The sequence below is a fragment of the Micrococcus sp. M4NT genome (assembly GCF_033790745.1).
Classification (GTDB): Bacteria; Actinomycetota; Actinomycetes; order Actinomycetales; family Micrococcaceae; genus Micrococcus.
In genome coordinates this window covers 99,775-118,564 of sequence record NZ_JAMYEH010000008.1, presented here as the reverse complement: position 1 = coordinate 118,564, position 18,790 = coordinate 99,775, and the positions used below count along the sequence as shown (strand labels likewise).

Below are 18,790 nucleotides of genomic sequence, written 5' to 3'. Positions count from 1 at the left end.
CGCTCAGACGAACGCGCCGATGCCCGTGATCTCGCGGCCGATGATCAGGCCCTGCACGGTCTCCGTGCCCTCGTAGGTGTGCATCGCCTCGATGTCCGCGAAGTGGCGGGCCACCTCGTGCTCGATGAGGATGCCGTTGCCGCCCAGCAGGTCACGGGCGTCAGCGGCGATGCGCCGGGCCGCCCGCGTGGCCGAGAACTTCGCCATGGACGCCATGGGCCCGGTGAGGCGGCCCTCGTCCTCGAGGCGCGCGGCGCGCAGCACGAGCAGCTGGCTCTGCGTGAGGTCGGAGAGCATGGCGGCCAGACGCGTCTGGATGGACTGGGACGCGGCCAGCGGACGGCCGAACTGCACGCGCTGCTGGGCATACTGCACGGCGGCCTCGTAGCAGCCCAGGGCGGCGCCCACGGCCAGCCAGGCCACGCCCACGCGGGTGGCGAAGAGCACGCGGGAGGTGTCCTTGAAGGAGCGGGCGTCCGGCAGGACGTCGGCGTCCGGGACGAACACGCCGTCGAGGGTGATGTGGGCCTGGTCGATGGCCCGCAGGGCGATCTTGCCCTTGATCACCTCGGCCGCGTAGCCCTCGGATTCCTGGCGGACGACGAAGCCGCGGACCTTCTCGTCGTCGCCGCCGCGGGCCCACACCACGGTGATGCCGCCGGCCGCGCCGTTGCCGATCCACTTCTTGTGGCCGTGGAGGCGCCAGCCGCCGTCCACGCGCTCCGCGCGGGTCTCGAGGGAGACGGCGTCGGAGCCGTGGGTGGGCTCGGTGAGCGCGAACGCACCCAGGAGCTCACCGCGGGCCATGGCCGGCAGGTGCTCGGACTTCTGCTCCTCGGACCCGCACAGCTCGATGGAGCGCATGGCCAGGCCGCCCTGCACCGCCACGATGGTCGCGATGGACCCGTCCAGACGGGACAGCTCCATGGCGGCGAGTCCGGCGGCCACGCGGGAGACCTCCGGCATGCCCTCCACCGTGACGCCGTCCCGCAGCAGGTCCGCCGCCCCGAGGCGGGCGACGAGCTCGGTCGGGTACTCGTGGCGGTCCCACGCCTCGCGGACCCGAGGCAGCACGTCCGGCTCCAGCGCGAACGCGCGGGCCCGCTCCCAGACGGCCCGGTCGTCGGCGGAGAGGTCCGCGAAGGCCAGGTAGAAGTCCGTGTCGAGGGGGTTCTGGACGGAGTAGTCGGGCTCGGCGGTGGGCAGGGTCTCGGTCATCTCAGGCTCCAGGGGCGACGGCGGGATCGATGTGACACGTCACACTACCTCCGGGAGACCCGTGCCTGCCCACCGCGTCCGGCCGGCGGCGCTGCCGCGGTCAGTCCCGCCCGGCCACCTGCGCGTTGTCGGCGCCGAACGCCTCCGGATAGCGGAACTCACCCGCGGGCACCTCGGCCGTCTCGTCCAGCACCAGGACCTGGAGGGCCTCCGGCTGGCGGGCGAACCCGGCCGTCACGCCGTGCTCGCCGGCGGGGCGGAACCCGAAGCCGGAGTAGTACTCGGGCCAGCCGTAGACCACCACGTGCTTCTCGCCGTCCCGCTGCGCGGCCTCGAGGAGCGCCTCCACGACGGCGGTGCCGGCGCCCTGGTTCTGGTGCTCGGGCAGCACGCCGTGCGGGGCGAGCGCGAGGGTCGGCTCGTCGCCGATCCGGGCGCGCACCAGGACGCCGTACGCCACGGGGTCCGAGTGCAGGTCCGTCCCCGGAATCGCCGCGATCATGGCGACCATCGAGTACCGAGACAGCCATGCACCCTCGTCCTGGCGCAGCTCTTCGACGAGCCGAGCCTCGGCATCGGACTCGAATGCGAGCTGCGTGATGCGGCGGATGGCGTGGCCGTCGCCCTCGGACGCGGGGTCCGCCACTCGGGTGGGCCAACGGTGTCCGAGCCGCCCCTCGCGGGGGACGCGGGCGGTGCGTCCGTTCTCCAGGGGTTCCTGCTGCGGGATGCTCATGGGCTCACGCTAGCCCCGATGTGATGCGGAAGACAGGGCTCCCCGCGTCCGACCGCCGGGACGTGCGCCGCCCCGGCCAACACTGGGACAATGACGGCATGATCCTCATCAACGTCAAGTTCACCGCCAAGCCCGGGCAGGCGGACCAGCTCCTGGCCGCCGCCGCCGAGTTCACCGCCGCCACCCGGGCCGAGCCGGGCAATCTGTGGTTCGAGTGGTACCGCCCCGTCGAGGGCAGCCCGGACGAGCTCCTGCTCATCGAGGCGTTCACGGACGAGGGCGCGGGTCCGCACGTGGAGTCCCAGCACTTCAAGGACGGCCTCGAGGCCCAGCGCCCCTACCTCGCGAAGACCCCGCAGATCATCTCCAAGCAGGTCGACGGCGACGGCTGGGGGCCCATGGGCGAGCTCCAGATCGACTGATCCGCCCTGCCTGGCGGGGGCTTCGCCCCGTTCAGCCCCCGACGACGGCGCGGCCCCCACCCCGGGTGCCGCGCCGTCGTCGTGCCCGGACCGTGCGCACGAGCAGCCACAGGCCCGCGAGCGCGACGGCGAGGACCACGAGCACGGCCACCGGCAGGAACAGGGCCGTGAGGGTGAGGGCCGCCGCGGAGACGTCCTCCGCCGTCGAGAGGACGGGGGCCGCCGTGCCCACGGTGACCGTGTTGGCGCCCACGCGTGTGCCCGCCTTGGCCAGGTGCACCACGAGCGCGATGGCCGCGCCGATCGCGATCGGCACCCACGCGCCGCCCGCGAACAGGGCGTCCGGGTCGCGCACGGTGGTGGTCTCCGTGCCGATGCCGGACGCGAAGGTGATGCCGCCGGCGGCGGGACGGACCACGGTCTGGACGGCGTCGTTCATGGCGTCCACGCCGGGGATCTTGTCCGCCACCACCTCCAGGACGAGCAGGACGCCCACGACCCAGAGGGAGACGTCGCTGGAGAGCCACGCCCACGCCTCCGGCAGGTTCACCAGGTTCGTGAACCGGTCCAGGAGGCCGAGGGCGAACATGGGGATGAAGGCGTTCAGCCCGGCCGAGGTGGCCAGTCCGGCGCCGGTGAGGATCTCGAGCATGCGCACCCGCTTCCTTCCGTCGCGGCACCGGGGTCCCGGGAGCGGGACGCGCGGACCGGGCGCCGTCCCTCCATTCAACACCGACGACGCCGGGGCCAGGCCACCGCTGCGTGTCCGGACGGCGCCGCACGGCCGGGGCCCCCGGCCTCGTCCGCCCTACGCCCGGCCTCGTCCGCCCTACCATGGACGCATGCCCGCCACCGACGCCCCAGCCCCGTCCACCGCGCCCGCCCTCGCCCTGGCCATCGCCGGATCGGAGGCCACCGGCGGCGCCGGTGCGCAGGCCGACCTGAAGACGTTCCAGGAGCTCGGAGTCTTCGGCGTCGTCAGCCTGACGTGCATCGTCTCCTTCGACCCGCGGGACGACTGGAGCCACCGCTTCTTCCCCGTGCCCACCGCGGTGCTCGCGGATCAGCTGGAGGCGGTGCAGGCGGACTACGCCGGCCGTCTGCGCACCGTGAAGCTCGGCATGATGGGCTCCCCGGAGACCGTCCGCACCACCGCCGAGGCGCTGAAGCGCCAGGAGTGGGACCACGTCCTGCTGGACCCGGTGCTGATCTGCAAGGGCCAGGAGCCGGGCCACGCGCTGGACACGGACCGGGCCCTGAGGGACGAGCTGCTCCCGCTGGCGACCTTCACCACCCCTAACCGCTTCGAGACCGAGCAGCTCTCCGGCATGACCGTGCGCACCGTGGAGGACCTGACCGCCGCCGCCGAGCGAATCCACGAGATCTCCGGCGCGGCCGTGCTCGCCAAGGGCGGCATGCACATCGCGGGCCCGGACGCCGTGGACGTGTTCGTGGACGGGGACACCGTGGAGGTGCTCGTCCACCCGAAGATCGGGCAGGCCGGCGTCTCCGGCGCCGGCTGCTCGCTGGCCGCCGCCGTCACCGCCGAGCTCGCCAAGGGCGCCACCCCCCTCGAGGCCGCCCGTCGCGCGAAGGAGTTCGTGGCCGCGGGCATCGCCCAGGCCGTGGAGGGGGCCACCCCGTTCGCCGCCCTCTGGCAGGGCGGCCTGCGGAAGGCGCACGACCCCGTGCGCCCGACTGTGGCACCGGGCGGCGGGCGCGCGTGAGCGGGCGGCCGCACGCGTGAGCGTGGGCGCATCCCCCACCCCGCTCGCAGGTCTGGACCTGGCGGTCGCGACGGCCCTGCAGGTGGACCCCCGCGCCAGCTGGCGACGGATCGCCACGGTGCTCGACGCCCCGGAGCGCACGGTGGCCCGCCACGGGGCGGCGCTGCTGGAGTCCGGAACGGTGCAGGTGGCCGGGATGCCGGCGCGGGCGGAGACCGCCCTGCTCAGCGTGCGGTGCGCGCCGGGCACGGGGCGCGTGGCGGTGGAGGCGCTCGCCCAGCGCGCGGACACCACGTTCGCCTACGCGGTCACGGGTGGCAGTGACGCGGTCGCCGAGCTCCTGTTCGAGGCCGGCCGGATGACGCCCGTGCTCATGCAGGAGATCCCCACCGTCGTGGGACTGACGCATGTGCACACGTACCCCGTGCTGCGCTACTTCCGCACCATCCGCCACTGGACCTCGGGCGCGCTGGCACCGGAGCAGGTGGCGGCGCTGCGCACGACGGACGGGCCGGAGCTGGCGGCCATGGGCTACACGGAGCCGCTGACGGGCGTGGACGAGGCCCTGCTGAACGCCCTCGTCGCGGACGGGCGGGCCACCGTGGAGGCACTGGCGCGCGCCGCGGACGTCTCCGAGTCGACGGCGGCACGGCGGCTCTCCGCGCTGCTCTCCTCCGCGCGGGTCCAGGTGCGGGCGCTCGTGGAGCCGGCGCGGGTGGGGCTGCCGGTGGAGGCGGTGCTGTGGATCTCCGCAGCGCCGGACGCCGTCGACCGTCTGGGTGCCCTGCTCGCCGAGGATCCGCGCGTGCGGTATGCGGTGGCCGTGGCCGGGGACCACCAGGTGGTCGCAGACGTGACCTGCCGGACCAGCACAGAGCTGTACGAGATGATCACCGGCGCACCTTGGGTGGCGCACGCAGCGGCGGTCGAGACCTCGCTGGTGCTCCACGCCCGCAAGCGCGGCGGCCGATTCATGCCCTGGTCGGAGTGAATCGGCCGATTCCCCCCTTTCGCACCCTCCACACCCCGCCTTCAGCTGGGTCATGACGGAATCAGCCATTTCTTCGTCCGATTCCTCCAATCATTGCCACCCTCCGTGAGGCATGTCACGGTGAAGGCCAACCCCGCGACCGCGGAGGCCGCACCCCCTCGGAGGACCCCATGCCCGTGACCCTGCTCGTCGGCGAGGCGCCGACCACCTCGACCGACATCCTGGCCGTGGCCAACGCCCCGATCCTCTGGATCTTCGCGATCGGCGTGTTCGGCATCATCTTCGTGCAGTCGTTCCTCTACGTCCGGGCCGCGCGCCGGGCTGCCCAGACCTCGGCATCGAGCGCTCCGAGCTGACGTCGGCGTTCCGCTCCGGCGCGATCGCCTCCGTCGGCCCGTCCCTGGCCGTGGTGATCGTCGCGATCTCCCTGCTCGCCCTGTTCGGCACTCCCGCGGTGCTCGTGCGCATCGGCCTGATCGGCTCCGCGGCCTTCGAGACGGGCGCGGCCAAGATCGCCGCCCAGTCGGCCGGCGCCCCGCTGGGCGGCGCCGGGTACGACCAGCACATCTTCGCCCTCGCGTTCATCACCATGTCCCTCGGCGGCGCCGGCTGGATCCTGGCCACCCTGCTGTCCACGCCGATCCTGCGCCGCGGATCCGCAAAGCTCGCCCAGGTCAACCCCGTCGTCCTCACCGTGATCCCCGCCGCCGCCGTCCTGGGCGCCTTCGCGGGCCTGACCTTCGGCGAGCTCGCCAAGCAGACCCCGGCCGCCCCGGTCGTCTGGATCACCGCCGGCGTCGCCGCCGGCGTCATGCTCCTGCTGCAGTTCGTGGCCCGGGCGCTCACGGCGCACTGGCTCAAGGAGTGGGCCCTGGGCATCTCCATCATCGCGGGCCTCGTGGCCGCGTACTTCGCGAACGTCGCCCTCGTCCCAGCCGCCTGAGCGCCCCCCTTCCCCGTCCTTCCGCCCTTCAGGAGCGCACCATGACCACCTCCACCCCCGCCGTCCAGGCCACCACGGCCCGGCATTCCGGCACCCAGGCCGCCGCGATGGACGGATTCGTCCGCAGCACCTCCCGCACCGGCATGATCACCATGCTCGCGGGCTTGGCCCTCTCCCTCGCCGGCCCCGCCTGGCTCTACTTCTTCACCGACCTCGGGGTCACCCCTCAGGAGGTGTTCACCGCCTGGGGCCTCGTCGCCACCACGTTCGGCGTCCTGTGGGTCGTCGAGCCCATCGCCTACTTCCCCGTGCTCGGCTCCTCGGCGATGTACCAGGCGTTCCTGATCGGGAACATCTCCTCCAAGCTGCTGCCGGCCGCCGTCGTCGCGCAGGACACCGTCAAGGCCAGGCCCGGCACCCCCCGAGGCGACGTCGCGGCCGTGATGGCCATCTGCGGCGCCGCCACCGTGCATCTCCTCAGCCTCCTGGTGTTCGTCGGCCTGTTGGGCACCTGGCTCGTGTCGCTGCTGCCCAAGGACGTCCTGCTCGTGGTGAGCTCCTACATCCTCCCGGCCGTGCTCGGCGCCGTGATCGTCCAGGCGATCTGGTCCTCCAAGGCCCCGCGCACCACCATCGTGGCCCTCGCGCTCGGTGCGGCCGTCGCGTTCCTGCTCATCCCGTCCCTGGCCCCCGTGTGGAAGCCGCTGTCCTTCCTGGGCACCCCGATCACCGTGATCCTCACCGTGGTCGTCGCCTACCTCGTGCGCCCGAAGACCTCTCCGGCCGCAACCGACTCCGCCGACCTGCACTACTGAGGCGATCCGCCCCGGCCCGGCCCTCCTGCCTGGTCAGGGCTCCCCCAGCGGACCGACGATGGAGCCGGACCGATCCCCACGACCCCTCGAGGAGCACACCATGACCGAGACCACCCGCACCGCCGCACCGCTGCCCGAGGGCATGCACCTGACCCCGGAGCTGACAGAGACCCTGCATGAGGAGTACATCCACCTGCACCGTCACCCGGAGCTGTCCATGCAGGAGCACGAGACCGCCGCATGGATCGAGGCACGCCTGGACGAGCTGGGAATCGACCACGAGCGCGTCGGCGGGACCGGCGTCGTCGGGATCCTGCGCCACCCGGACGGCGCCGAGGGGCAGGTGGTGGCCTGGCGCGCGGACACGGACGCCCTGCCGGTGAAGGAGGACTCCGGCCTGGAGTACGCCTCCACCGCCCGCGGCACCCTGCCGGACGGCACGGAGGCCCCGGTCATGCACGCCTGCGGCCACGACACGCACGTGGCCATGGGGCTGAGCGCTGCCCGGGTGCTCTCCCGCCACCCTGAGGCGTGGGCCGGCACCGTGGTGTTCGTGTTCCAGCCCGGCGAGGAGACCGCCGCCGGCGCCGCCGCGCTGCTCGAGGACGGACTGTGGGACCGGGTGCCCCGCCCCGCCGCCGTGCTGGGCCAGCACGTCATGCCGGCGCGGGCGGGCACCGTCCGCTACGTCACCGGCGACGCGATGTCCCTCGCCGACTCCTTCCGCGTGACCTTCCGCGGCCGGGGGGCGCACGGGTCCATGCCGGAGCGCTCGATCGACCCCATCCTCCTGGCCGCCCACGCGGTGACGCGGCTGCAGGGGGTCGTCTCCCGCGAGGTGGCCCCGTCCGATCGCGCGGTCGTCACGGTGGGGACCTTCCACGCCGGGCTCAAGGAGAACGTCATCCCGGACACCGCGGAGATCGCGCTGAACGTGCGCACGCCCACGCCCGAGGTCCGCGCAAAGGTCTCCGCGGCGATCCACCGGATCCTCACGGCCGAGGCGCTGGCCTCCGGCGCCCCCGAACCCGAGATCGTCCGGTACAACTCGTTCCCCCGCACCCACAACGACGTCGAGCTCACCCCGTCCGTGATGGACGCGCTGCGCGCGGAGCTGGGGGCCGAGGCCGTCACCGAGATGCCGCCGCTCATGGGCTCGGAGGACGTCGGGGCCCTCGCCGACGCGCTCGGCGTCCCGCTGGTCTACTGGTTCCTGGGCGGATTCGAGGGCGACGAGCTCGAGGACAACCCCGCCAACCACACCCCGCAGTTCGCCCCCGTGCTGGAGCCGACCCTGACCACGGGCGTCCACGCCGCCCTCGCCGGGATCCTGCACGTGCTCGGCCGCTGAGCCGGGCGGGCGGGACCGGTGCCGCCGCGGGCGGGACGACGGAGCCGCCAACCCGGGACACCCCGCGGGGTCATGGCACAGACTGGGGTCATGGACACTCATCGCCCCGCCACGTCCGGCGCCCCCGTCCCCCCGGCCGACGACCTCGGCCTGACCGACCCCGCCGACGTCATGGCCACCCGCACCACCCCGGCCCCGCCGGTCGTGGTGGAGACCCGCGTCCCCGCCCAGGAACGCGTCGAGCGCACCGTGGACGTGCACACCACCACGCCCGAGCCCCCGGTCGTGCGCACCGTGGTGACCGGCACCGACGCCCCGACCCGCCGCGTGGAGGAGTCCTCGGAGTCCTCTCGCCTCCCCTGGCTGCTCGGCGGCGGCGCCCTCGCCACCGGCGCCCTCGCCACGGCGGTCACCGCGGCCGTGCGTCACGTCCGCACCCCGGAGCCCACCCCCATGGAGCGCCTCCTGCGACCCGAGGCGTACGGCCCCGCCCTCGCGGCCCTCGCCGCCACGGTCGCCGCCGCCGTCGGGCTCACCCGCTCCGCGCGCTCCCGCCGCCGTGAGGACGAGGCCGAGGGCGTGTACTCCTACGCCCCCCTCGTGGCCACCGCGGAGACGGACCGCCGCCCCGCCCTGGAGGACGCCTACGTGCCCCTCGCCACGGACGTCACGGACGAGGCCGACGACGCGGTGGAGACCGCGCCCGTGCCGGTGGAGGCGCGCGTCCTGGTGGAGACGCTGCTGGACCCCACGCTCTTCGAGGGCCGTGACCTGCCCGGCGCGGCCGCCCTGCGCGCCCAGCTGCCGCACATGCGCACCGTCGCCGACGCTGTCCGCATCCCCGCCGACGGCGACGCCGAGGGCATCGACTGGCTCCCCCTCGTGGTGGAGGCGGAGGAGGACGTGGAGCGCGCCGTGCCCCACGACTTCACCTGGCCCGTGCGCGGCCACTTCACCCATGAGGGCCAGCCGTTCGAGCTCACCCTCCTGGTGATCGACGGTGAGCTGGGCGCCCTGACCGTCTCCCCCGATGAGGAGTCCGGCCGCCTCGTGTGGGACGAGATCCCCACGGTGCAGACCTGGCCGGGCGTGCACCAGCTGTCCTTCGAGGTGGACGGCGAGCGCCGCTGACACCCTGGACGACCGGCGTCGGGCGGCTCCCCACTAGAGTGGGGAGCCGCCCGATGTCGTCCAACCACGGAGTGCCCCATGACCACCCCCGCCCCGGTCAAGTCCACCGCACGCGCCCGCCGCGCGGCCCAGCGCGCCGCCGCGGGCCCGCGTCCGCGCCTGCGGATGGGCCTCAACGGGTTCCTCGTGGCCTGGCTCGCGCCGAACCTGGTGATGGCGGCGATCGTGGCAGCGCTCTCCCTCATCCCGGGGCTCCAGGAGTTCGGCAGCCTCACGCCGCTGCTGAGCGTGGTCGGGATCGCGGGCCTCGTGGTGGGCCTGCCGCTGTGCCTGCTCGTCAACGTGGCCTTCCGCCACGTCACCAACCAGTGGGTCCACGTGCTGGCCTACGCCCTCGTGGGCATGCTCTACGGGCTCGTGGTGCTCACGCAGGGCGCCGGGGGCGTGCTGCCGATGCTTATCCCGGTGATCGGGTTCCCGGCCGGCGTGCTCATGGGCCTGGGCCGCATGGCCGCCCGGCCGCTCGTGGACGTCGTGACGCCGGGCGCCGAGGATCCCGCCGCGGCGTGATCAGCCCTGCGCGACGAGCTCGTTGCGCTTCGCGTTGAGGTCCCGCAGCACCTGCAGGCCCTCGGAGACGACGGCGTCCGCCTTCTTCTGGAGGTCCTCCTTGGCCGGGGCCCACGCGAGGTCCGTGAAGGTGCCACGCGAAGCGTCGAGCTCGGCGATGTCCTGGCGCACGAGCCGCACCTCGTCCAGCGTGTCGGCGTACTCCACGGAGCGCTGGTCGAGCGCGTCCACGGTGGCCTCGGCGCTCGTCGGCGCGTGCTCGAGGGCGTAGGAGGACTCGTAGAGCTCGTGGTTGAGCGTGCAGTTCTCCTCGACGTCGTAGAGCCCCGACCCCCGGCCGTTCGCGCTCTTCCGCGCCGTCTCGTTGGCCTGGGCGATCTCCTCCCGGAGACCACGGCCCACGCCCTCGCCGGTGGGGGCCGCCATGCCCGCCTCCGCCATGTCCACGTTCACGGTGGAGCCGGCGAGCGTGAACACCGCCGACTCGGTGCCCTCGGGCGCCCCGTGACGGCTCGTCTTGACGGTGGCCACGGCGCCCTGCGGCAGGCGGTCGCGCAGCCACGCGTACGACTCCTCGCCCAGGCAGAACTCGGTGCCGACGCGCAGGCCGTCCGGATTGCGCGGGGCCGCGGTCACACCGGCCATGACCAGGGTCTTCTGCTCCCCGCCCGCGTTCACCACCACGGTGTTGCCGTCCACCACGGAGACGATGTCCACGCGGGAGCGCTCGTCCACGATGCCCTTGAGCACGGAGAGCACCCCGAGGAGCAGGAGCAGGCCCCCCACCCCGAGGAAGATGAGCAAGCCCTTCTTGGGCACCCGGGCTTGAGCGGCGACGTGAGTCATGCGGACTTCCTGCAGGTGGGCGATGGAGGGTGGGGGACGACGACCGCCCCGCGGGCGGGGCCGTCGGGCCCGGAGGCCGAGTCTAGCGAAGCGCCCCGGACCTGCCGTGCGGCGGGTCCGGGGCGCTGCGGCGCCGGGTGCGCGCGAGGGCCCCCCGCGGTCAGCGCTCGCGTCGGTAGAACGGCAGCGGCACCACGGTGAAGGGCTCGCCCTTGCCGCGCAGGTCCACCTGGAGGGAGGTGCCCTCAGCGGCGTGCTCGCGGGCCACGCGGGCCATCGCGATCGGGAAGCCGAGCGTCGGGCTCGGGGCGCCCGAGGTGACCTCGCCGACCCGGTTGCCCTCGGCGTCGAGGACGGGATAGCCGTGGCGGGCGGCCCGGCGGCCCTCGCCGCGCAGGCCCACGAGGACCTCCTGGACGCCGTCGGCGCCCACGAGGGCGGCCTTGCCCACGAAGTCCGCCTCCTTGGCCGCAGGCACCGCGAAGCTCACACCGGAGGCATGGGGCTGGTGCGCGGTGTCCAGCTCGTTGCCGTACAGCGGCATGCCGGCTTCGAGGCGCAGCGAGTCGCGGGAGGCGAGGCCGCACGGGGTGAGCTCGACGTCGGCGGCCTCGGCCGCCTGCAGCATCGCGTTCCACACGGCGGAGCCGCGGTCGCCCGCCTCCTGGCGGGAGTCCGCGGGCACGAACAGCTCGAAGCCGTCCTCGCCCGTGTACCCCGTGCGGGCCACGAGCACGGTGACCTCGCCGGCGTCGGTGGGGAGGCTCAGCGTGAGGTGGCCGTAGTACTTCAGGCCCGCCAGCTGCTCGGCCTGCGCGGGCATGGCGTGGGCCAGGATCGCCTCGGCGCGCGGGCCCTGCACCGCCACGAGGGCCGTGGAGGCGGACTCGTCCTCGACCGTCGCGTCCCACCCGGAGGCGCGCTGGTTCAGGGCCGTGTGCACCGCGGCGATGTTGCCGGCGTTGGGGACCACGAGGAAGTCGGGCTCGGAGCCCGCGGCGCCGTCGTCCCTGCGGTAGACGATCAGGTCGTCCAGGATCGTGCCGGCGTCCGTGAGGCAGAGCGCGTACTTGGCGCGGCCCGGCTTCAGCACGGAGAGCGTGCTGGAGAGGGCGTGGTCCAGCATGGCGCCGGCCTCGGGGCCGCTCACGCGGACCTCGCCCATGTGGGAGAGGTCGAACAGGCCCGCCGAGCCGCGGACGGCCTTGTGCTCGGCCAGCTCGGACCCGTACTTCAGGGGCATGTTCCAGCCGCCGAAGTCGGTGAAGGAGGCCCCGGCGGCCTCGTGGACCGGATGGAGCGGGGAGTTGCGCAGGGAGTCGGTCATGTCAGGTTCCTCTCTCAGTGGCCCAGGGACGCGGTGGCGGTGGAGACGGGGGCGTCCGGGGTGCCGGTCGCGGCGGCCGAGTCGGCGGCGGCCTCCTCGAAGGCCTCCGGCGGCGGGCACGAGCAGATCAGGTTGCGGTCGCCGTACGCGCCGTCGATGCGGCCCACCGGCGGGAAGTACTTGTCCATGCGCAGGCTCGGCACGGGGAACGCGGCCTTCTCCGGGGAGTAGGCGCGGTCCCACGACGAGGTGATGAGCGTGGTGGCCGTGTGCGGGGCCCGGCGCAGCACCGAGTCCTCGACCGTCTCCGGCGTCGTCTCGAGCATCTCGGCGTGGATGGCCGTCATGGCCTCGATGAAGCGCTCGATCTCGCCGAGGTCCTCCGACTCCGTGGGCTCCACCATCAGGGTGCCGGCCACCGGGAAGGCGAGGGTCGGCGCGTGGAAGCCGTAGTCGATGAGGCGCTTGCACACGTCCTCCGCGGTCACGCCGGTCTTGGCCGTGAGCTCGCGCAGGTCGAGGATGCACTCGTGCGCCACGAGCCCGTCGTTGCCCGTGTACAGCGTGGGGTAGAGGTCCGCCAGGCGGCGCGAGATGTAGTTCGCCCCCAGCAGCGCGTGCTCGGTGGCGTCCTTCAGCCCCTCGGCGCCCATGAGGTGGATGTACGCCCAGGAGATGGGAAGCACGCCGGCGGAGCCGTGCGGCGCCGCCGTCATCAGCACGTCGCGGCTCGGGAGGTAGGGCTTGAGGTGCTCGCCCACCGCCACGGGCCCGACGCCGGGGCCGCCGCCGCCGTGCGGGATGCAGAAGGTCTTGTGCAGGTTCAGGTGGGAGACGTCGCCGCCGAACTCGCCCGGCTGGGCGAGGCCCACGAGCGCGTTGAGGTTGGCGCCGTCGATGTACACCTGGCCGCCGGCCGCGTGCACCGTCGCGCACACGTCCTTCACGTCCGCGTCGTACACGCCGTGCGTGGAGGGGTAGGTGATCATGATGGCGGCGATCCGGCCCTCGTTCGCCGCGATCTTGGCGTCGAGGTCGGCGGCGTCGATCGTGCCGTCCTGCGCGGTGGCCACCACGACCACCTTCAGTCCGGCGAGCACCGCGGAGGCCGCGTTGGTGCCGTGCGCCGAGGCGGGGATGAGGCAGACGTCGCGCTCGCCCTCGCCGTTGGCCAGGTGGAACTGGCGGATGGCCCACAGGCCCGCGAACTCGCCCTGCGAGCCGGCGTTCGGCGACACCGAGACGCCCGCGTAGCCGGTGATCTCGGCGAGCTTGTCCTCGAGGTCCTCGATGAGGAAGCGCCAGCCCTCGGTCTGGTGGTCCGGGGCGTACGGGTGGATCGAGCAGAACTCGGGCCAGGAGATGGCCTCCATCTCCGCGGTGGCGTTGAGCTTCATCGTGCACGAGCCCAGCGGGATCATGGTGCGGTCCAGCGCCAGGTCGTAGCCGGAGAGGCGGCGCAGGTAGCGCAGCATCTGCGTCTCGGAGTGGTGGCTGTTGAACACCGGGTGCGTCAGGAACGCGGAGGTGCGGCGCAGCTCCCGCGGGATGGCCGGGGTGGCCACGGCGCCGTCGTGCGCGCCGGCGGGCAGCGTCCCCGCGTCGAGGCCGAAGGCGGTGAGCACGGCGGCCAGGTCCGCGTCCACGGTGGTCTCGTCCGCGGCGATGCGCAGGGTGTCCGCGTCCACGAGGCGCAAGTTCACGCCGTTCTCCTCGGCGGCGCGCAGGATCTCCTCGGCGCGGCCGGGCACGTTCACCGTGAGGGTGTCGAAGAAGGCCTCGTGGGCGACCTCGACGCTGCCGGAGCGCAGCGCCTCCGCGAGGCGCACGGCCTGGCGGTGGGCGTGGCGGGCGATCGCGGCGATGCCCTGGGGGCCGTGGTAGACGGCGTACATGGAGGCGACGATGGCCAGCAGCGCCTGCGCGGTGCAGATGTTGGAGGTGGCCTTCTCGCGGCGGATGTGCTGCTCGCGGGTCTGCAGGGCCAGGCGGTAGGCGGGCTTGCCGGCGTCGTCGTGCGAGACGCCCACGAGGCGGCCCGGCATGGAGCGCTGCAGGCCGTCCTTGACCGCCATGTAGGCGGCGTGGGGGCCGCCGAAGAACAGCGGGACGCCGAAGCGCTGCGTGGAGCCGACCGCGATGTCCGCGCCCTGCTCGCCGGGAGGCGTGATGAGGGCGAGGGAGAGGATGTCCGCGGCCACGGTGACGAGGGCGCCGGCCTCCTTGGCCTGCGCGATCACGGCGGCGTGGTCGTGGAGGCGGCCGGAGTCGCCGGGCTGCTGCAGCACGACGCCGCACAGGCCCTTCTCCTCGACCTCGGCGCGGACGTCCTCGGGGATGCCGGCGGAGAGGTCCGCGACGCGCACGTCGATGCCCACGGCCTCGGCGCGCATCCGGACGACGGAGAGCGTCTGCGGGAAGAGGTCCGCGTCGAGGAGGGTGACGCCGTCGCCCTTCTTGCGGTTGGCGCGGTGCATCAGCAGCACGGCCTCAGCGGCCGCGGAGGCCTCGTCCAGCAGGGACGCGTTGGCGATCGGCAGGGCGGTGAGGTCCTGCACCATCGTCTGGTAGTTCAGGAGCGACTCGAGGCGGCCCTGGGAGATCTCCGGCTGGTACGGCGTGTAGGCCGTGTACCAGGCCGGGTTCTCGAGGACCTTGCGCAGGATCACGCCCGGGGTCACGGTGTCCGAGAAGCCCTGGCCGATCATCTGGGTCTTCATGACGTTGCGGCCGGCGATCTCGCGCAGGCGCTCCAGCACCGCCGCCTCGGTGAGGGGGGCGGGCAGGTCCAGCGGCCTGGGCTGGCGGATGCCGGCGGGCACGGCGGCGTCCACGAGGGCGTCCAGCGAGTCGTAGCCCAGCGTCTCGAGCATGTGGCGGACGTCCTCGTCACGGGCGCCGATGTGCCGGGCGACGAACGGGGCGGACGCGCCGTCGCGCGGCTCGAGGCCGTCCGTGGCGGGCGTGTCCGCCGTCGTCTGGGCTGCGGTCTGGGGGCTGGTCACGAGCTACCTCCGGGGGATCCTGCCGGTCACGGCGTGGTCTGCTCCTCCCCGCTCTGTCATGGACCTGAGAGTTTCCGCCGGCCTGAGGGGCCGGCTTGCACCGTCGGTGGCCCCTGCACGGCCGCGGGTGCGGGCGCGACAAGGACGCTTTCCAGAGCGCCTGACCCCTCGCGGTACGGGTGCCTGAGAGATTCCCGGGGAGGACTTGCTCCTTCGGCGGCCGACCGGCGCTCCGGGCCCGGCAGGGCACGGGGCGCGTCGACGCTCTCCCGCGGGGGGCATGCGGCGTGGCTCGAGTATCCCACACGGTGTCGCGCGGGACACAGAGGCCGGGTGGACGGTCGCCCGGCCGGACGGGGGCAGGACGACGGCGGGCGACCCGAGTTCACCCGCCCGACGCCGGCCGTCCACCTGACGCTGAGCCGCCCGCCGACTCCGGGGCGCAGGATCGGAGCCGTACCCTCGCCACCCACCCTCCCGGAGGCCACCGTGAACGCCCTGAACCCGACCTTCTCCCGCCGCACCGGCCTGCGCACGCTGGCCGCCGCCGTCGTCGCGGGCACCGTGTCCACCGCGGCCCCCGCCGCCCTGGCGAAGACCGCCGCCGGCGCCTCGGCCGCCCCCGCCGGGGGCGACGGCTTCCGCGTCCTGCCCTACCTCATGGAGCCCACCGCCACCTCGATGGACCTCGTGTGGTTCTCCGAGCGCGGCGTGGCCGGCACCGTCGTCGTCTCCGGCCCGGGCCTGGGCAACAACCACGGCAAGGGCCGCACCCGCCCGGCGGGCACGCGCGTCTCCGCCCCCGAGCACCAGCCCCTGCTCGACTACACCGAGGCGGAGCTGGCCCAGAGCATCGAGGGCCTCGCCCACGGCTCGTGGCTGCTGGGCGCGCAGAACTGGAAGCACCGCGTCTCCCTCACCGGCCTGAAGCCCGGCAAGGAGTACACCTACACCGTCACCCAGGGCGGGCAGCGCCACACCGCCACGTTCCGCACGGCCGACGCCGGCAACGGCTGGCACGACCTGCGCGTGATCGCCTTCTCGGACACCGAGACCGAGCCCTTCGGGCGCGTCGAGAACCGCGAGTGGGAGCTCAACCAGGTCACCCCCTACACCGAGAGCTCGCTGCCCCGCCCGGGCGAGGGCTCGCTGTGGCACCACACCTTCGGCTCCACGACGCGCTACGGCCAGTTCACGCTGAAATACCCCCTGACCCAGGACGTCGCGCTCACCGAGAACGTCCGCCACATCGAGGCCGCGGACCCGGACCTGCTGCTCGTGGCCGGCGACCTCGGCCAGGGCGGCGGCTACCAGCCGGGCTGGGACGAGTTCTTCCGCCACTTCGCGGGCGAGCTCTCGGACATCGCCTCGCATGTCCCGCTCATCACCTCGCTGGGCAACTGGGAGACCTTCGCCTCGATCAACGGCGGCTACGGCACCCCCGAGGACCGCTCCCCCGTGGTCCGCTCGCGCAACAAGTACCACGCCTACTTCGAGCGCACCGGCGCCGGCACGGACCAGGAGAACCCGCAGTACCGCGGCTCCTACTACCGCACCGACCACGGGCCGCTGACGATCATCACGCTGGACTCCACGAACGGCGTGCCGGACGAGTCCGTGGGCGCGGGCCTGCTCTCCGGCGAGACGTTCTCGGGCGACGACCGCAACCTCACGGCCGAGCGCATGCCGACCGACACGCAGGGCTCGTTCACCCAGGCCGCCTACGAGGAGGCCTTCACGGAGGTCTTCCCCGGCACCACCGCCGCGGACGCCGACCTCCCCGTGTTCAACCCCGGCCACGACCAGTGGGCCTGGGCGGAGCGCCAGCTCGCCGACGCGCGGGCGAAGGGGCAGATCATCATGGTCGAGTTCCACCACGCGCCCTACTCCGTGGGCGTGCACGGCACCCCGCCGAACCACGAGTTCCCGGACGACCAGTCCGGCGTCGCGATGCGCGTGTACACGCCGCTGCTGGAGAAGTACGGCGTCGCCGTCGTCATCTCCGGGCACGACGAGATGTTCCAGCGCTCGTGGGTGGACGCGGACGGCGACGGCCGCGGCTTCCACGCCTACGACGTGGGCGTGGCCGCGGACGGCCTGCGCGGCGAGCAGTACGCCAAGAACGCGGCGGGCGAGTACGTTCCGGTGCGCTTCAACACCCACATGGAGTGGACCGCCAACACGCACGAGCCCGAGACCTGGGCCGACGTGGACGGCGTGCGCCAGCTCGTGGACGGCGGCATGCACTACGGCCACCTGCAGATCGACCTGAAGCGCCGCGGCCAGGAGGCCGAGATGACGCTGACGCCGATGTACGTGTTCCCGATCCTGGACGCCCAGTACCGGCTGGTGCGCACGGAGCGCCGCGCGTACGACGACGTCCAGGTGGTCCGCTTCGACCGCAGCGGAGTGCCGAAGCCGCGCCGCTGACGGACACCGGTCCCCTTCGCCGACCCTGAGGTCCGTGCCGCGACGTCGAGGGCGTCGCGGCACGGACCTCAGGGTGGGCGCACCGGCGCAGCCGTGTCGCGCGGCCTCCCCTAGGGTGGCCCCGTGCGCGCGTCACCCTCCTCCACCCCCAGGTCCGCCCCGCGGCCGACGGCCGGCCCCGCCCGCGCCGCCTGGCTGCCCGGCCTCGCGGTCTGCACGGTGCTCGGCGTCGTCTGCGTCCTGATCGCGGCGACGGCGCGCCCCTGGGTGCCCGCGCTCAGCCCGCTGCTGCTCGCCATCCTCGTGGGCCTGGCGTGGCGGAACCTCGCCCGCGTGCCGGCGACCCTCGCCCCGGGCATCGCGGTCGCGGCGAAGCCGGTGCTGCGCGCGGGCATCGTCCTGCTCGGGCTGCAGCTGGTGCTCGCCGACGTGCTCGCGCTGGGCCCGGGCGTGATCGCGCTGGTGGTGGCCGCCGTCGGCCTCACGTTCGCGGCGACCGTGGCGCTGGGGCGCGCGCTGGGGCTGCCGTGGGACCTGACGGCCCTCGTGGCCTCGGGGTTCTCGATCTGCGGCGCGGCGGCCGTCGCCGGCGCGGACTCCGTGGTGCGCGCGCGCCGCGAGATGGCGGCCACGGCGATCGGCCTCGTGGTGCTGTTCGGGACGCTCATGATCCCGCTGATGCCGCTGCTCATCGGTGGGCTCGGGCTCGACGAGCGGGTGGCCGGGCTGTGGATCGGCGCGTCCACGCACGAGGTCGCCCAGGTGGTGGCGGCCGGCGGGCTCGTCGGCCCGACGGCGCTCTCCGTGGCGGTCACCGTGAAGCTCGCGCGCGTCGTCCTGCTCGCGCCGGTCATGACGGGCCTGGCCTGGTGGGAGCGGCGCCGTCCGGCCGGGTCGGCCACGGGCGAGGACGCCGCCGTCCCGGGCGCGGATCCGGCCGCGAGCGTCACCCGGCCACCGCTCGTGCCGTGGTTCGTGCTCGGGTTCCTGGCCGCCGTCGCGATCCGGGCGACCGGCGTGCTGCCCGCCGGAGTCCTGGACGCCGTCGCCGTGCTGCAGCAGGTGCTGCTGGCCGCCGCCATGGTGGCGCTGGGCCTGAACGTGCACCTGCGCTCGATCGCCGCCGTGGGCCCGAGGCCGCTCGTGCTCGGCGCGGGGAGCACCGCCGTCGCGGTCGCCGTGGGCGGAGCGGGCGCGGCCCTGCTGGCGTGAGGGCGCCCGCTTCCGTGTGCGAAACGGGCGCTCCGGAGCAGGCCGCGTCGACGACCGGCGGCGCAA

Annotated in this window: 17 protein-coding genes and 1 riboswitch; of the genes, 11 read left to right on the top strand and 6 right to left on the bottom strand. The window is 73.8% G+C overall.

Going from position 1 to position 18,790, the window contains the following annotated elements; genetic code table 11:
* Positions 1-3: 3 nt before the first annotated feature.
* Positions 4-1,218 (bottom strand): acyl-CoA dehydrogenase family protein, encoded by a 1,215-nt coding sequence (locus tag NJC10_RS07185; protein ID WP_319075553.1) that lies wholly within the window; start codon positions 1,216-1,218, stop codon positions 4-6.
* Positions 1,219-1,318: 100 nt separating this feature from the next.
* The gene (locus NJC10_RS07180) at positions 1,319-1,954 is read right to left on the bottom strand and encodes an N-acetyltransferase (protein ID WP_319075552.1); all 636 of its coding nucleotides are present in this window, start codon (positions 1,952-1,954) and stop codon (positions 1,319-1,321) included.
* Between the two features lie 98 nt (positions 1,955-2,052).
* Here NJC10_RS07180 and NJC10_RS07175 point away from each other — a divergent pair, with 98 nt between their 5' ends.
* A complete protein-coding gene (locus NJC10_RS07175; protein ID WP_319075551.1) occupies positions 2,053-2,376 on the top strand; it encodes a putative quinol monooxygenase in 324 nt (107 codons plus the stop codon).
* Between the two features lie 31 nt (positions 2,377-2,407).
* On the opposite strand, the gene NJC10_RS07170 is transcribed toward NJC10_RS07175, so the two are convergent.
* On the bottom strand, positions 2,408-3,028 hold the full coding sequence (locus NJC10_RS07170) for a DUF4126 domain-containing protein (protein ID WP_319075550.1): 621 nt from the start codon (positions 3,026-3,028) through the stop codon (positions 2,408-2,410).
* A gap of 190 nt (positions 3,029-3,218) precedes the next feature.
* Here NJC10_RS07170 and NJC10_RS07165 point away from each other — a divergent pair, with 190 nt between their 5' ends.
* The 8 genes from NJC10_RS07165 (at position 3,219) to NJC10_RS07130 (ending at position 9,904) form a co-directional block, all read left to right on the top strand.
* Positions 3,219-4,103, top strand: a complete 885-nt coding sequence (locus NJC10_RS07165; protein ID WP_319075549.1) for a hydroxymethylpyrimidine/phosphomethylpyrimidine kinase — start codon at positions 3,219-3,221, stop codon at positions 4,101-4,103.
* A 22-nt stretch (positions 4,104-4,125) separates the two neighbouring features.
* The gene (locus NJC10_RS07160; protein WP_319075548.1) at positions 4,126-5,094 is read left to right on the top strand and encodes an AsnC family transcriptional regulator; all 969 of its coding nucleotides are present in this window, start codon (positions 4,126-4,128) and stop codon (positions 5,092-5,094) included.
* A gap of 170 nt (positions 5,095-5,264) precedes the next feature.
* On the top strand, positions 5,265-5,450 hold the full coding sequence (locus NJC10_RS07155) for a hypothetical protein (protein ID WP_319075546.1): 186 nt from the start codon (positions 5,265-5,267) through the stop codon (positions 5,448-5,450).
* Positions 5,432-6,037, top strand: a complete 606-nt coding sequence (locus NJC10_RS07150) for a DUF5058 family protein (RefSeq protein WP_319075598.1) — start codon at positions 5,432-5,434, stop codon at positions 6,035-6,037. The genes NJC10_RS07155 and NJC10_RS07150 overlap by 19 nt, the downstream gene beginning before the upstream one ends.
* A gap of 41 nt (positions 6,038-6,078) precedes the next feature.
* The gene (locus tag NJC10_RS07145) at positions 6,079-6,852 is read left to right on the top strand and encodes a hypothetical protein (protein ID WP_319075544.1); all 774 of its coding nucleotides are present in this window, start codon (positions 6,079-6,081) and stop codon (positions 6,850-6,852) included.
* A gap of 100 nt (positions 6,853-6,952) precedes the next feature.
* Positions 6,953-8,203 carry an amidohydrolase gene (locus NJC10_RS07140; RefSeq protein ID WP_319075542.1) on the top strand — a complete coding sequence of 417 codons (1,251 nt, stop codon included), beginning with the start codon at positions 6,953-6,955 and terminating at the stop codon, positions 8,201-8,203.
* A 90-nt stretch (positions 8,204-8,293) separates the two neighbouring features.
* Complete coding sequence (locus tag NJC10_RS07135; RefSeq protein WP_319075540.1) at positions 8,294-9,334, top strand: hypothetical protein; 1,041 nt, start codon at positions 8,294-8,296, stop codon at positions 9,332-9,334.
* A gap of 78 nt (positions 9,335-9,412) precedes the next feature.
* Positions 9,413-9,904: a hypothetical protein gene (locus NJC10_RS07130; RefSeq protein ID WP_248116598.1), complete on the top strand. Its 492-nt coding sequence runs from the start codon at positions 9,413-9,415 to the stop codon at positions 9,902-9,904.
* Here NJC10_RS07130 and NJC10_RS07125 read toward each other — a convergent pair whose 3' ends face one another.
* The 3 genes from NJC10_RS07125 to gcvP form a co-directional block, all read right to left on the bottom strand.
* Positions 9,905-10,750 (bottom strand): nuclease, encoded by an 846-nt coding sequence (locus NJC10_RS07125; RefSeq protein ID WP_319075538.1) that lies wholly within the window; start codon positions 10,748-10,750, stop codon positions 9,905-9,907.
* Positions 10,751-10,910: 160 nt separating this feature from the next.
* Positions 10,911-12,077: a glycine cleavage system aminomethyltransferase GcvT gene (gene gcvT / locus NJC10_RS07120; protein ID WP_319075537.1), complete on the bottom strand. Its 1,167-nt coding sequence runs from the start codon at positions 12,075-12,077 to the stop codon at positions 10,911-10,913.
* 14 nt (positions 12,078-12,091) lie between these two features.
* Entirely contained in the window at positions 12,092-15,082 is a 2,991-nt protein-coding gene (gcvP, locus tag NJC10_RS07115; protein WP_319075535.1) for an aminomethyl-transferring glycine dehydrogenase, read from the bottom strand.
* Positions 15,083-15,243: 161 nt separating this feature from the next.
* Positions 15,244-15,364: riboswitch (glycine riboswitch) on the bottom strand.
* 207 nt (positions 15,365-15,571) lie between these two features.
* Between gcvP and NJC10_RS07110 the strand changes: the two genes are divergently transcribed.
* Together NJC10_RS07110 and NJC10_RS07105 are read left to right on the top strand one after the other, a co-directional pair.
* The gene (locus NJC10_RS07110) at positions 15,572-17,512 is read left to right on the top strand and encodes a metallophosphoesterase family protein (protein ID WP_319075533.1); all 1,941 of its coding nucleotides are present in this window, start codon (positions 15,572-15,574) and stop codon (positions 17,510-17,512) included.
* Between the two features lie 123 nt (positions 17,513-17,635).
* Positions 17,636-18,724 carry a YeiH family protein gene (locus tag NJC10_RS07105; RefSeq protein WP_319075531.1) on the top strand — a complete coding sequence of 363 codons (1,089 nt, stop codon included), beginning with the start codon at positions 17,636-17,638 and terminating at the stop codon, positions 18,722-18,724.
* Positions 18,725-18,790: the final 66 nt, after the last annotated feature.